The sequence below is a fragment of the Oculatella sp. FACHB-28 genome (assembly GCF_014696015.1).
Taxonomy (GTDB): Bacteria; Cyanobacteriota; Cyanobacteriia; order Elainellales; family Elainellaceae; genus JAAUTN01.
On the sequence record NZ_JACJPJ010000102.1, the window covers coordinates 12,427 to 26,851 of the forward strand.

The following is a 14,425-nucleotide window of genomic DNA, read 5'->3' on the forward strand; positions in this document are numbered from 1 at the left end:
AGCATGGACCGACCGTAGCATATAAAGTGGGCTAACTTTTGCTGCCTGCCTTTCTTAGGCAATCAGTCGGTTAAATGTAATTCGATCGCAAATACCGACTCAGATGTTTCAGCTTTGCAAGGGGGCTAAACAATGTTGGGAGCAGAACGGATGTTACTGTCTCGCTACAGTGTGGCTGTGCTGGTAAGCTTACTGGCGTTGCTCGTAAGGTTTCTGCTGATACCAGTGCTTGGATATGAAGCACCGCTATTGGTCTTCATTATTCCTGTCATGATTAGCGCCTGGTATGGGGGGCTAGCTCCTGGGATGCTAGCAACGGGTTTAACTGCTCTTGTTGGCACCTATTTCTTTGTCTCGCCTTACTTTAGCTTCAACATTGATGGGTTGGAGAACGGTGTACGAATTATCATTTTTCTGATCGAAGGAATACTGATCAGTAGCTTGAGCGAAGCACTGAGAAGAGCCAGGCAGCGGGCAGAAAGAACAGCAGTGGCGTTGCAGGAAAGTGAGGACCAATATCGTCTTCTGGTGGAGGGTGTGAAAGACTATGCCATTTTCATGCTTGACCCCAATGGTCGGATCACAAGTTGGAATACAGGTGCCGAACGACTGAAAGGCTATTCTGCTCCAGAGGTTTTGGGACGGCATTTCTCACTCCTGTTTGCACCAGAGTCCGTTGAGCAGCACCAACCGGAACAGCAGTTGCACACTGCCACTATTGAAACTCGCTATGAAGGACAGGGCTGGCGACGACGAAAAGATGGATCGCTATTTTGGGCAGATGTAGTACTCACTGCCTTGCATGGCGATCGCGGCAATTTACGAGGTTTTGTAGAAGTCACGCGAGATGTCACCGCACGGAGGCAAGCTGAATCAACATTACAAAAAACACTGAAAGACTTGTCTGACGTCAAATTTGCTCTCGATCAAGCGGCAATTTTAGCAATCACGGATGCTCAAGGAACCATTACCGAAATTAATGATAAATTCTGTGAACTCTCCAAGTTCTCTAAAGAAGAACTGATTGGGCAAAATCACCGCATTATTAATTCTGGCTATCATGCCAAAGAGTTTTTCCACAATCTTTGGAGAACAATTACTCAAGGTGAAGTATGGCACGGTGAAATCAAAAACCGCGCCAAGGATGGCACCTATTATTGGGTTGACACAACCATTGTTCCGTTGCTTGATGAGTCTGGTAAACCCGTTCAATACCTTGCGGTACGGTTTGATATTACTTCCCGAAAGCAGGCAGAAGAGGCTTTAGCTCAGGAAAAAGCCACCAGTGATTTGGAGCGCAAACGTTTACGGGCGATTCTCGATATTCTGCCCGTTGGAGTGTTTATTGCTAACGCTAATGGAACGATCATTGACATGAATCCGGCAACTCGTACCATTTGGGGTGAAGAAGCTCCAATGCCAGGAAGCGTGGAAGAATACCGAGAGTATAAGGGATGGCGGTCTGGAACAAATTATCGTCTTTCTAGCCAAGATTGGGCTTTAACCCGTGCCCTTCAGGAAGGACGAACCTACTTAAATGAAGAAGTTGATATTGAAACGTTTGATGGACAACGTAAAACTATTTTGAATTCAGCAGTTCCGATTCTAGATAGAACGGGCGAGACCATCAACGCAGTAACGGTCAACGTGGATATTACCCGACGCAAACAGGCAGAAGAGTCACTCCGTCGCACAGTTCAACGATTAGAAACCTTGCAGCAGATCGATCGCGCCATTCTACAAGCAACCTCCTCTGAAGCTATTGCTCGCTCTGCCCTGCTACGGTTAAATCAGGTGATTGCTTACCAACAAGCAGCGGTTGTCCTATTTGACTTCGAGACCAATGAAGCTCAAGTGCTGGCAGGACAAGTTGACTCTACAAAGGCAGGTTCTATTACCTCGATCGCTTCATTCTCATCGTTAGAGAGTTTGCGCTATCGAGAAACAGTTCGCTATATCGAGGATTTGAGTACCATGCTCCAGCGTCCTCCCATGCTGGAGTATCAGTTTAGGCAAGGAACACGCAGCGTCCTAATTGTTGCTCTGTTGATAGAAGGGGATTTGATCGGAGATTTGTATCTATTTGCTAATGAGCCTGCTGCTTTTGATGTTGAGAATCGGGCGATCGCCCAAGAAATTGCCAATCAGCTTGCGGTCGCAATTCAACAAGCTCGATTGCGAGAGCAATTACAACTCCATGCCGCTGAACTGGAGCAACGGGTAGAGTCGCGAACTGCCGAACTTCAGGAAGCGAATGAAGCGTTGCAGGCATTTGCCTACTCGGTTTCTCATGATTTGCGTGCCCCCCTCCGCTCAATGGCAGGATTGGGAACGATTTTGCTAGAAGATTATGGCGATCGCCTTGATGGAGACGGTCAGGAGTATACACAGCGGATCGTGCAAGCCGCACGAGACATGGATACCTTGATTCTGGATCTATTGGAGTACAGCCGCCTCAGCCGCAGTGACATTCAACTACGAGTGCTTAATCTGAATGCAATCATCGCAGAAGTGCTATCTCATTTGCGATCTGAGATCGATGCAAAACACGCTGAAGTTGTGGTTGAGTCGCCACTGCCTGAAGTCGAAGGGCACTATGCAATCTTCAGCCGGATTCTCACCAATTTACTCACCAATGCGCTGAAATTTACTCGACCAGATCATCAGCCTCAGATTCATCTTTGGACAGAAGAGCGGCTCGATGAAACTGGAGCGTGGGTACGGTTGTGGGTAGAAGATGACGGCATTGGCATTGAACCTAGATTTCAAGAGCAAATTTTTCAGGTGTTTGAGCGATTGCACAGTGCCGAGGTTTATCCGGGTACGGGCATTGGCTTAGCAATTGTTCGCAAAGGAGCCGAGCGCATGGGCGGACGGGTTGGGGTTGAATCTCAAGTTGGTCAAGGAAGCCGCTTTTGGATTGAATTACGCAAGCCCCTTGCATAATCAGAAAAGCGATTATTTTTTAAGCAATGTATATCCTTGTGGCTGACGACGATCCCAATCAACGGCTGTTTATCATTCGAGAATTAGAAAAAGAATTTTCGGGGCTGCAAGTTCAAGAGATTGTTGATGAAAACAGTTTTGAGCAGGTGCTAGGGGGCGATCGCATTGACTTAGCAATCCTCGACTATCAGCTACGGTGGACTACTGGGCTAGACCTGCTCCATCGATTAAAACAACATTCTCCCAATTGTCCAGTGATCATGTTTACTGATACGGCTAACCAAGAAATTGCCGTTGAAGCGATGAAATCTGGACTGGATGACTACATCTTGAAGTCTCCAAAGAATTACATCCGTCTACGAGCGTCAGCCAGAGCCGCTGTAGAACGTACCCAATCAAAGCAGAGAGCCGCTTTACTTGAGGTTCGATTTCAGGCATTGCTAGAGCAACTCAGTATCGGTGTATTTCGGGCAACGCCTGACCATCAGGTAATCGAAGCCAATCAAGCCTTTCTGCAACTCTTGCGAATTAGTTCTCTGGAAGATGAACAAATAAACCAGATCACAAGTCAGTTGTCTCAACCGACAGAACTTGCACCCGGGCAGAAGCGAGAGCGAGAATTGCAGTTGACCAACGAGGGGAATATCGTCTGGATTCGCTTGGCTGAAACTCTCAATTCTGCGGGTGGAGAGGCAGTGATTGATGGGTTAGTGGAAGACATCACAGAAATTAAACATTATGCTGCCCGGTTACAGACCATTCAGGAAGAAGAGCGCCAGCGTTATACTGAACAACTTGAGCAGGAAATAAGCCGCCGGACTCAGGAGCTAGAGGAGGCAAACAAAGACCTGGAAGCCTTTACCTACTCGGTTTCCCATGACTTGCGAGAGCCTTTACGCTCGATCCGTGGGTATGCTCAAATCCTGCTAGAAGACTTTGCTGACCAGCTAGACTCAACGGGGCAAGGCTACGCCGATCGGATTCGAGAGAATGGCGATCGCATGGATCAGATGTTACAGGGCTTATTGTCCTACAACCGCTTGAGTCGAATGACGTTAGCGTTACAGGCGATCGACTTAGATATCGCTGTCAGAGATGTCTTGACTCAATTAGAGCTTCAATTACAACACGCTCAAATCATTGTCGAAGCACCACTGTTTACTGTAATAGGTCATTACTTAACCGTGGAGCAGGTCATTACAAATCTAATCACGAATGCCATTAAGTTCGTGACTCCCGGTGTCCAACCCCGTATCCGAATTTGGAGTGAACCTCGTAGTGAGTTCATTCGTTTGTGGATTGAGGACAACGGCATCGGCATTGCTCCTCAACACCGTGACCGAATTTTCCGTATCTTTGAGCGGTTACACGGGGTAGAAAGCTACCCTGGTACGGGCATTGGGTTAGCGATCGTCCAACGCAGCATAGAGCGAATGGGTGGGCGATCGGGCGTTGAGTCTCAAGTAGGGCAAGGAAGCCGCTTTTGGATTGAGCTACCTACTTTTGGAGAGTAAAATTAATCATTTACTAGCACTGCAAATGATTAATTTTGCAACACAGCTTCTATTCTAAAAATTTCCTTAAGAGCAGATTAGAAAACTTAAATATATACCTTCGATCAAAGCGTTCAACTGCGTTCTGGCGGGGCATCCTAGATATACCCTGTAATGACTCCACTTATTCCCCAAGTGCGCCTACTTCTGGTTGATGACAGTCCCGACGATCGCCTTCAGGTTATCCATATTCTGCGGCGTGAATTTCCTGATTTGCAGGTTGAGCAGGTCAATGATTCTGACAGCCTTCACCAAGCTCTAATGATGGATGGCTTTGATATTGCCATTACAGACTATCGCTTGCGTTGGACGGACGGAATCAGTGTTCTTGAAAAGATTAAATATCGCTATCCAGATTGTCCTGTCATTATGTTGACTGCCAGCGGCACAGAGGAAGTGGCAGTTACGGCACTCAAAGCAGGGCTAGATGACTACTTAATAAAATCACCTAAGCACTATAGTCGGTTACCTAATGCCGTCCGTTTGGCAATCAACCATGCTCGGTACGCCGTCGAACAGCGATGGCAAGCCCAACAAGAGCAGTTGATTACTAGGATCGCCCAACATATTCGACAATCGCTAGATTTAGAAACAATTTTGAGCACGACAGTTGTTGAAGTTCAGCGATTTTTACAAAGCGATCGCGTCTGCATTATCCGTCTCAACCCCGATTGGAGTAGAACCTTAATCGTGGATGCGACTGCCAAAGGGACATCCTCAGTGGCTGGAGTTACCTTTCCTAGTGATCCTGACTTTGATAAGCGTTATGCTCAATTCTTTCGTGAGGGTCAACCCGTCGTGATTGATCAAATTGCTAGTGCTAACGTCACACCTCAGCTCCGGAGTGACCTTCAGCAAATGCAAGTCCAAGCCGCTTTAGCAGTTCCTATCTTGCAGGGCAATAACCTATGGGGGTTGCTCGTGGCTCATCATTGCTCAGCACCTCGGCAATGGAAACCAGTTGAGACAAGTTTACTCCAGCATTTGGCGACCCAGTTGGCGATCGCCATTCAACAGTCCGAGCTGTACCAACAGGTGCAACGGTTGAATGCTGAGTTAGAACAACAAGTAGAAGAGCGAACAGCTCAACTTCAGCAAGCTTTTCAGTTTGAGGCAACGTTGAAGCGCATTACCGATAAAGTGAGAGATTCGCTCGATGAAGATTATATTCTGCAAACTGCTGTTGAGGAGTTAGCAAAAGCGATCGGTGTGAATTGCTGCAATGCGGCCGTGTACGATCTCGAACAGGGAACTTCTGTAATTCGCTGTGAGTATTCTACTGAAGATAAGTACCTGCAAGAAAAAACTATTCAAATGGCAAATTTCCCTCAAGGGTACAACCAACTGTTGAAAGGGCAATATTTCCAACACTGCTCAACGCAACCCCATCCCCGACGAGGACGGGTTGCTATGTTTTCTTGTCCGATTTTGGATGATGAAGGCGTGATGGGTGATCTGTGGTTGATTCACCATGCCGATTACGGCTTTAGTGAACAGGATATTCGCCTGGTTCAGCAAGTTGCCAATCAGTGCGCGATCGCCCTTCGACAGTCTCGTCTCTATCAAGCAGCACAGACGCAGGTCAAGGAGTTAGAGAAGCTTAACCGCCTCAAAGATGATTTTCTCAGTACCGTCTCTCATGAGTTGCGAACCCCCGTTACTAACATGAAGATGGCTATCCAAATGCTGCAAGTTGCTCGGACAGACCAACAGCGACAGCGCTACCTGGAAATTTTGCGATCGGAGTGTAACCGGGAAACCGCACTGATTAGTGATTTGCTGGATCTACAAAGATTAGAAACTTTATCAATTCCTGGAACTTTAGATGAGCCAATTGACCTAATAGACTGGCTTCCTCGCATCATCGCACCGTTTCAAAATCGGGCTCAGGAGCAGCAACAGCACCTCGAAGTTGATGTCTCCCCTGACCTTCCTCGATTACGGGTTAGCCGTACTCACTTAGAACGAGTTCTCGCTGAGTTGTTAAACAACGCCTGTAAGTACACGCAGGCAAATGGGACGATTCACTTCAAAGCTCAAGCTGTTCTTGCGGCTTCAACAGCAGGATCTGTAGTGGAGTTCACGATTAGTAATACAGCAGAAATTGTAGAAACTGAGTTATCTCATATTTTTGAGAAGTTCTACCGGATTCCGAATGCAGATCCTTGGGGACAAGGAGGTACAGGATTGGGACTGGCACTGGTGCAAAAGTTAGTTACTCACTTAGGTGGCACGATTGCGGTTACTAGTACTCAGGGCTGGACGACGTTTTCTGTGCAGCTACCGTGCTCTCGCTAACACAACACTCATGTTGTCCCCTTCACAACCGTTAGGGCTGTACTTCGCGCAGCCGACGCTCCAGGAAGCGACGCTCACTGTCATTTGTAACGAGTTCTAGTGCTCGCCTATAGCTCTGAGTTGCTTCGTTTGATGCTCCGATACGCCGCAATAGATCAGCACGGGTGGCGTGGAACAGATGATAACTGTCGAGTTCGCTAGCGAGTTTGTCAATGAGTTCAAGTGCTGGCTGAGGACTGTCTGCCATTGCGATCGCCACTGCCCGATTCAATGAAACGATCGGTGATGGCTGCAAGCGCTCCAGCACCTCGTAAAGCCGCACAATCTGCGCCCAGTCGGTTTCTTCGGCTCGTGTTGCCTGGCAGTGGAGGGCTGCGATCGCCGCTTGCAGGGCATAAACACCCGTTCCGCCGCGCAACCCTTCTTCTACTAGTGGCAACGCCTCAGCAATCTGTTGGTGATTCCAACGACTGCGATCCTGATCCTCCAGCAGAATCAGATCGCCTGTCTCATCCAAGCGCGCATCCCGCCGTGAGTCGTGCAGCAACATCAGTGCCACCAGTGCCGTGACTTCTGAAGGAGGTTGAGGTGCCATCAATTGCCGCACCAGTTGCCCCAAACGAATCGCTTCTGTGCAGAGGTCAGCCCGCACCATTATTTCGCCTTTGGTCGCCGCGTAGCCCTCATTAAAGATGAGATAAATCACTGTCAGTACTGCCTCTATCCGAGGAGAGAGATCAGCCACCTCTGGCACTTTGTAAGGAATGCCAGCATCCCGGATCTTGCGCTTGGCACGTACCAACCGTTGCGCTAGTGTCGCTGTCGGTACAAGAAACGCGCGGGCAATTTCATCGGTTTCCAGTCCGCCTAACATCCGCAGCGTTAGAGCAACCTGGCTTTCGATCGCCAGTGCTGGGTGACAGCAAGTAAAGATCAGGCGCAAGCGATCGTCTGGAATTTCATCACTGTCATAAGTTGGCTCCTCACTACTAGGAATCAACCCAGATGCCGCATACCATTCTAATTTCTCCGTGAGTCGCGTTCGTCGTCGGAGGCGATCGATTGCCTTGTATCGAGCGGTTCGGATAATCCAGGCGCGGGGAAGATCGGGAATCCCGCTGGTTTGCCACTGATTCACAGCCGCCGCAAACGCTTCTTGTGCTGCTTCTTCAGCGATGTTGAAATCTCCAATCAACCGAATCAGGATGGCGACAATTCGTCCCCACTCCGCCCGGTAGACAGAGGTGATCGCCTGAGTAACATCCGATTTTGTGGTTGGAGCCATACCTGTCACAAAAAAAATTGGGCAAGGTGTCGATTTGAGCAGTTGCCGTTCGACTGACTTACAAAGGAGGCAACAGAAGCAAATTCGATCGTACTTTATAGTACATCTGATCGCATCTATCGCATCTGCCGAGAAAAATTTTGGGTGAGGTGTCGATTTAAGTCATTGCCGTTCGACTCACCTACAAAGGCAAAGAATCAAAGGTAAAGAATGGAGGCAACCGAATGAAATATTTGCTGCTGATATACATGGACGAAAATGTCCTGAGTGAAACCGAGCGAGAGCACTGCTACGTGGAATCAGCACAACTCGCGCAGGAACTTAACTCGAAGGGACAATACCTGGCAACCGCTCCCCTTCACCCCGTTGCAACGGCAACCAGCGTTCGGGTACGTGACGGCAAATCACTGGTGACTGACGGTCCGTTTGCTGAAACCCGTGAACAACTGGGCGGATTTTTTCTGATTGATGCTCAGGATTTGGATGAGGCGATCGCGATCGCCGCTCAGATCCCAGGGGCAAGAGCTGGCACCGTCGAAATTCGTCCCGTGCTTGAAGTTGCGGGATTACCAAAGAGTTAGTACCTGCTTGTTTCAGTTCGCCTAATTCTACCAATCCTTCCACTTCAACAGTTCAGAATCCTTACCCCACAAACTGCAGTCCGAGGAGATATTCCAATGCGATTTATGTTGCTCATGATTCCCCAAGGCTACGAGAGTGCGGCTCCTGGAGCTATGCCGGATGCCAAAGCGGTTGAAGCCATGATGAAGTACAACGAAGCACTGCAACAGGCTGGCGTACTGATTTCCCTTGAAGGGCTCCACCCGCCCTCAATGGGTGCGCGAATTACCTTCAATGGGGGAAATCCAAAAGTGATGGAAGGAGTTTCCCCGAATGTAAAAGAGGTGCTGGGTGGCTACTGGATGATTCAAGTGAACTCAAAAGAGGAAGCCATTGAGTGGGCTTCTCGCTGTCCTGCCTCAGATAACGAGACAATCGAAATCCGTCAAGTGCAAGAATTTGAGGATTTCTCTGAAGATGTTCAGCAAGCTGCAGCTGGATTTGTGGAAATGGAAGCACAGGGAACGACTCGATCAACCGATGAAGCTTTAATCCGAGAACTGTTAGAGAAATGGGCAGACGCAACCCGTTTGGGAAAGCATGATGAAGTTCTGGTTTTCCATGCATCAGATGTCACGATCTTCGATGTGTTGCCTCCGCTGAAGTATGAGGGAGCCGATGCTTATCGCAAAAGCTGGGACGAGTGGCAGCCCACAACCGAAAGTTCCGGTCAGTTTGAAATTCACGATCTCAAAATCACTGCGGGTCAGGACGTAGCATTCGCGTATTGCTTGATCCACTGCGGGGGTACTCAACCCGATGGTGGGACATTCGAAGATTGGGTACGTGCCACGTTTTGCCTCCACAAATTAGCGGGGAAGTGGTTAGTCACTCATCAACATATTTCAATGCCAATCGGCAAACAATCGGGGAACCGTTAGTCGTGCCCTGTAACCCCAACTCATTTTGTCGCTAGCTCAGATCTCGACGCCTAAAATTTCTAACTTCAAACTAAGGAGATTCTTCAATGACAGTTGCAAACATCAACACAAACCACGAAGCTCAAATTCGCCAACTAATTAGCAATCAACAGCGTGCCATTTGCGCCAAAGACGTGGATCAAATCATGTCTCATTATGCCAATGAGGTCATTCTCTTCGATGTCAAACCTCCATTCCAAACCAAAGGCAAAGACGCAGTTCGTCAAATCTGGGAAGACTGTTTGCCTTACTTTCCAAACTCTTTCGAGATGGAAACACGAGACCTCACCATTGCTGTTAATGACAACTTAGCTACTGCCCACTGGTTGTTTCACTTTACAGGGGAGCAAGACCATCCTGCAATGAAAATGTGGCTACGCGCCACTGCTGTTTACCAGAAAAATCAGGGCAACTGGCAGATTTTACATGAACACATTTCGGTGCCATTTGCTCCAGAGACCTCTCAAGCGGTCTTCACGCTTAACCCGTAGAAACATGGTACGAGCGGGTTTGGTAGACCCATTGAATACCTCAAAGCAATCAATGTAATCCCTCCTACAAGGACTAACCCACAAGAGGACATCATGAAAATTAATCCTTATCTCATGTTCAACGGTAATTGCGAGGCAGCGTTCAAGTTTTACGAGCAGTGTCTTGGCGGCAAGATCACGATGATGATGCCTCACAAAGAGGCACCCTCAGCAGAACATGTTTCCCCTGAATGGCATGACAAAATCATGCACGCCTGTCTTGATCTGGGCGATCGCCTCCTGATGGGGTCTGACAGTCCACCTGAATATTCTGAAACTGCTCAAGGCTTCTACGTGCAGATTAGCGTTGCTGAGCCAGCGGAAGCAGAACGAGTTTTTCACGCTCTGGCAGAAAACGGCAAGGTAAAGATGCCGATCGAGCAAACCTTCTGGTCTGTCCGTTTTGGGATGTTGATCGATCAGTTCGGTACACCCTGGATGGTTAACTGCGATCAGGTTGCTTAAGCCTTTGTAATCTCCCTTAAACTCCATCCTCAACGCTTTTCTACCAATACATCTGCAACAAATCACCCCAGGGAAAAACATGACTACCCAAATTTTCGTCAACCTACCCGTCAACGACCTCAAGCAATCAATCGAGTTCTTTACGCACCTTGGTTTCCAGTTCAATCCTCAATTCACTGATGAAACTGCCACCTGCATGATTGTTTCCGAAACTATCTTTGTCATGCTCTTGACCCATGAGAAGTTCAAGACCTTCACACCAAAGGCGATTTGTGATGCCAAGCAAAGTACTGAAGTGCTGGTGTGCTTATCTGCTGAGAGTCGAGAAAAAATTGATGAAATGGTTCGCAAAGCGATCGCAGCGGGTGGAACCACTCACAGCGAACCCCAAGACCACGGCTTTATGTACGCACACGGGTTTCAAGATTTAGATGGACACATTTGGGAACTGATGTACATGGAACCCAGCGCAATTAACTAATCGGAGATTCACAATGATTAAGAACGAAATTGCGCATCCAAAAATTGTTGAGCAAAATGAGTGGCTCACTGCTCGTAAAACCCTGCTTGAACACGAGAAAGAATATACCCGGCAACGCGATCGCATTAATGCCGAGCGACGCAGACTACCCATGATCAAACTTGAGAAGGACTACACCTTTGAAGGATCAAATGGCTCTGTCAAACTAATTGATTTATTTGATGGACGTACCCAACTCATCATTTACCACTTTATGTTTGCTCCGGAGTGGGAGAAAGGCTGTATGGGCTGTACAGGCTATGTTGATGCCCTCGGTGATCTGTCAATGCTGAGCGATCGCGACACAACATTCGTGCTGGTTTCCCGTGCCCCACTGCCCAAACTTGAAGCCTACAAAACACTCAAAGGATGGGCTGTCCCCTGGTATTCCTCCTTTGGCAGTGATTTCAACTATGATTTCCATGTCACGTTAGATGAAAACATCGCACCCATCGAGTACAACTATCGGAACAAAGCTGAGTTAGAGAGAAGGAATGGCTCAAATGTGATGCAGGGCGAGAGTCATGGACTTAGCGTTTTCTTCCGCATTGGTGACGATGTGTTTCACACGTACTCGACTTATGGTCGTGGTGTTGAATCACTCACGGATTCCTACAGCTTGCTGGATATGACTCCCTATGAGCGGCAAGAGGATTTTGAAAATTCTCCCCCAGGTTGGCCCCAGCAGCCGACGTATGGATAATTTCGTAGGGCATGGCATTGCCATGCCCCTACCGAGGAGATTGAGATCCGTGAATTATATCCGCATGCAGCAATGCCGATTTTCCCTAATTCTGAGCGATCGCCCGATGATAGAACTGCGTCATTTCAGCAAACCATTCTTGGCGAGAAGCCTCCCAGGTGTAAAACATGTGTCCACCTTGAAAATGTTTGATGGTTAGATTAGGGCGAACTTCTGGATCAAGCTTCATCAAATCTGCAAGATGGTTGGAGGAAAAGTAGGGCGTGACCAAATCAAATAGTCCATGTGTGATGTAAACCTGCATATAAGAATTGAGCGTCATGCCCACACGCAAATCATCGACTGCACCAATAAAGCCTTGTTTTAACCCACCTTTGAGTTCAAACTTCCAGGCTTTGAAGGTTTCAAAATTGAGCAAATGGTAAGTTAAATTTGTCTCAACTCCTAAAGTGCCGCGTAAGTGACTGTTAATTGCTCCTGTAAATAACCGATCTAAGCCGTCCAGGGTTGGATCGGTTCCTTCATAGAGAGGGCGATCGGGAAAGGGATCGATTGCCGTAATTGAGGCATCATATAAACCCACAATGCGCTGCTGGTCGCGAAGCAACTCTCTAGCAAATACATCAATGCCAATCCGTCCACCTTGCCGAGTAATGAGATCAACTGGCAGTCCCACTAAATCGGCAAACTCCTGATAAACCTGTTGTCGCTCACCACTGGGTAAGGTATCTCCCAGTGCCAAGAGTGGAATTAGCGTTCTGCGGGCAAATACTTCGGCGGCAGCGAGATGAGTTTGCAAATTTTCGCCCACTAACTGAGCGCGATTGTGATGGGCAGCGGCTCCCGCCATTGAAGGAAGTACTGCCGCCCAGGATGTCAAGTTGTAATCGGTTCCTTCTAATAAACTAAACTCCAGGACGGGTGAAATGAGAATTGCCCCTGATAACCCTACACCAAAGTCTTGTTGCAGTTTACGTGCCAGCTTTGCGACCCGAAATCCGCCATAACTTTCGCCTGCAATGAAAATAGGAGACAGCCAGCGATTTTGCTTTGAGAGAAAGGTTTGGATAAATTCTGCCAGTGCCTTTAAATCTCGTTCTACTTCCCAAAACTCAGTTTCTTTCTCTTCTGGGTTTTCAGATTTTGTCTTTTCGTCCGCTTTCGCATCATCTTTCTCGGGCGGCACTGCCCGACTAAAGCCTGTTCCTACTGGGTCGATGAATACCAGATCTGTAAAGCTCAGCCAACTTTCTAAATTATCTACAACTTTAACGGGAGGTTGAGGTAGGGTACCTTTCTGACCAAATGCGACTCGTTTTGGTCCTAATGCGCCCATGTGTAGGTAGGCAGAGGCAGCACCAGGTCCACCATTAAATACAAAAGTGAGTGGACGGGGAGTAGAGTCTTGATTATCTACTAGATAGGCTACATGAAAGAGTTCGGCGATCGCCTTCTCGCGCTCATACAAGGGTTGCCACTGGGCAATCGCAGTGTAATGAATCTCTCCGTTAGGAAGGGAGAGAACGTGAGCTGTGGTGCTAGATTGACGAGTTGTAGGAGTAGTGGAATCGGACATAGTAATGATTGAAACCCAACGTGATTCACAATTAAACGTTAAAAGTCACAGACAAAGATGATTGAACGATTTAATTCTAATGAAACGTACGATCAATGCACAGGCGAGAGGTACTGTTCTACCATACATTTGTCCTGTTCACCTATCTACGCATGAACCAGCCTAGCCCAATCAACCTAATTCAGGAACGCTATGGTGTTGATGGTTTTAATCCCCAACAGTGGAATGAGACGTTGACAGCGCTGCTCTCTCATCGCTCAGTGCGTGCGTATTTGCCAGATCCATTGCCGTCTCATACCCTAGAAACCTTAGTTGCGGCGGCTCAATCTGCTGCCACATCCTCAAATTTGCAAACCTGGAGCGTTGTGGCGATCGCCGATCCAACACGAAAAGACACTCTTGCTCAACTGGCAGGGAATCAGGCACACATTCGCCAATGTCCCTTGTTTCTAGTCTGGTTAACTGACCTGGCACGACTGCATCAGCTTGCCTCACAGCGAGGACTACCTGCCGAAGGGTTAGATTACCTGGAGATGTTTTTGACAGCCACGGTTGATGCTGCCCTGGCAGCGCAGAATGCAACGGTTGCCGCCAAATCTTTGGGGCTGGGCACCGTTTACATTGGCGGAATGCGAAACCATCCCGAACAAGTTGCCGAAACACTCCAGCTCCCACCCCATCTGTTTGCAGTTTTCGGACTGTGCGTGGGATATCCTGACCCCGCTAAACCTGCTGCCATTAAACCTCGTCTACCTCAGGCAGCGGTACTCCACCACGAAACATACAATATCGCGCAGCAAGAAGGGGCGATCGCCCAGTACAACGAAATCATGCAACAGTTTTATCAGTCTCAGCAGATGAATGTAACTGGCGATTGGGTAGAACATTCCCTCAAACGAGTTGCAACAGGACAGGCATTAAGTGGACGCGATCGCTTGAAAGAAATCCTACAGCGTCTCGGGTTTCCGCTGCGTTAGGCTACCAATCATCCCTGACATGTGAAAACAC

11 protein-coding genes and 2 pseudogenes are annotated in these 14,425 nt (G+C 48.1%); 11 read left to right on the plus strand and 2 right to left on the minus strand.

Annotation, left to right across the window (positions count from 1 at the left end; translation table 11 throughout):
- The first annotated feature begins 132 nt into the window (after positions 1 to 132).
- The 3 genes from H6F88_RS30145 to H6F88_RS30155 all read left to right on the plus strand — a co-directional run bounded on the left by H6F88_RS30145 (position 133) and on the right by H6F88_RS30155 (position 6,797).
- Complete coding sequence (locus tag H6F88_RS30145; protein WP_190646519.1) at positions 133 to 2,946, plus strand: PAS domain S-box protein; 2,814 nt, start codon at positions 133 to 135, stop codon at positions 2,944 to 2,946.
- Positions 2,947 to 2,972: 26 nt separating this feature from the next.
- A complete protein-coding gene (locus H6F88_RS30150) occupies positions 2,973 to 4,460 on the plus strand; it encodes an ATP-binding protein (protein WP_190646520.1) in 1,488 nt (495 codons plus the stop codon).
- A 153-nt stretch (positions 4,461 to 4,613) separates the two neighbouring features.
- Positions 4,614 to 6,797, plus strand: coding sequence for a GAF domain-containing protein (locus H6F88_RS30155; protein ID WP_190646521.1), 2,184 nt, complete (start codon positions 4,614 to 4,616; stop codon positions 6,795 to 6,797).
- Between the two features lie 31 nt (positions 6,798 to 6,828).
- Here H6F88_RS30155 and H6F88_RS30160 read toward each other — a convergent pair whose 3' ends face one another.
- Complete coding sequence (locus H6F88_RS30160; RefSeq protein WP_190646522.1) at positions 6,829 to 8,082, minus strand: RNA polymerase sigma factor; 1,254 nt, start codon at positions 8,080 to 8,082, stop codon at positions 6,829 to 6,831.
- Positions 8,083 to 8,306: 224 nt separating this feature from the next.
- Between H6F88_RS30160 and H6F88_RS30165 the strand changes: the two genes are divergently transcribed.
- The 7 genes and pseudogenes from H6F88_RS30165 to H6F88_RS30190 all read left to right on the plus strand — a co-directional run bounded on the left by H6F88_RS30165 (position 8,307) and on the right by H6F88_RS30190 (position 11,841).
- On the plus strand, positions 8,307 to 8,663 hold the full coding sequence (locus H6F88_RS30165; protein ID WP_190646523.1) for a YciI family protein: 357 nt from the start codon (positions 8,307 to 8,309) through the stop codon (positions 8,661 to 8,663).
- 96 nt (positions 8,664 to 8,759) lie between these two features.
- Positions 8,760 to 9,161, plus strand: a pseudogene (locus H6F88_RS34745) (YciI family protein); the annotation flags it as partial.
- A gap of 45 nt (positions 9,162 to 9,206) precedes the next feature.
- Positions 9,207 to 9,584 (plus strand): annotated as a pseudogene (locus H6F88_RS34750) (nuclear transport factor 2 family protein); the annotation flags it as partial.
- Positions 9,585 to 9,670: 86 nt separating this feature from the next.
- A complete protein-coding gene (locus H6F88_RS30175; protein ID WP_190646525.1) occupies positions 9,671 to 10,114 on the plus strand; it encodes a nuclear transport factor 2 family protein in 444 nt (147 codons plus the stop codon).
- A 93-nt stretch (positions 10,115 to 10,207) separates the two neighbouring features.
- Positions 10,208 to 10,618 (plus strand): VOC family protein, encoded by a 411-nt coding sequence (locus H6F88_RS30180; RefSeq protein WP_190646526.1) that lies wholly within the window; start codon positions 10,208 to 10,210, stop codon positions 10,616 to 10,618.
- A 79-nt stretch (positions 10,619 to 10,697) separates the two neighbouring features.
- Positions 10,698 to 11,099: a VOC family protein gene (locus H6F88_RS30185; protein WP_190646527.1), complete on the plus strand. Its 402-nt coding sequence runs from the start codon at positions 10,698 to 10,700 to the stop codon at positions 11,097 to 11,099.
- Positions 11,100 to 11,112: 13 nt separating this feature from the next.
- Positions 11,113 to 11,841, plus strand: a complete 729-nt coding sequence (locus tag H6F88_RS30190) for a DUF899 domain-containing protein (protein WP_190646528.1) — start codon at positions 11,113 to 11,115, stop codon at positions 11,839 to 11,841.
- Positions 11,842 to 11,926: 85 nt separating this feature from the next.
- On the opposite strand, the gene H6F88_RS30195 is transcribed toward H6F88_RS30190, so the two are convergent.
- Positions 11,927 to 13,417 (minus strand): peptidase S10, encoded by a 1,491-nt coding sequence (locus H6F88_RS30195; protein ID WP_190646529.1) that lies wholly within the window; start codon positions 13,415 to 13,417, stop codon positions 11,927 to 11,929.
- 152 nt (positions 13,418 to 13,569) lie between these two features.
- Here H6F88_RS30195 and H6F88_RS30200 point away from each other — a divergent pair, with 152 nt between their 5' ends.
- Positions 13,570 to 14,394 carry an NADPH-dependent oxidoreductase gene (locus tag H6F88_RS30200; RefSeq protein WP_190646530.1) on the plus strand — a complete coding sequence of 275 codons (825 nt, stop codon included), beginning with the start codon at positions 13,570 to 13,572 and terminating at the stop codon, positions 14,392 to 14,394.
- Positions 14,395 to 14,425: the final 31 nt, after the last annotated feature.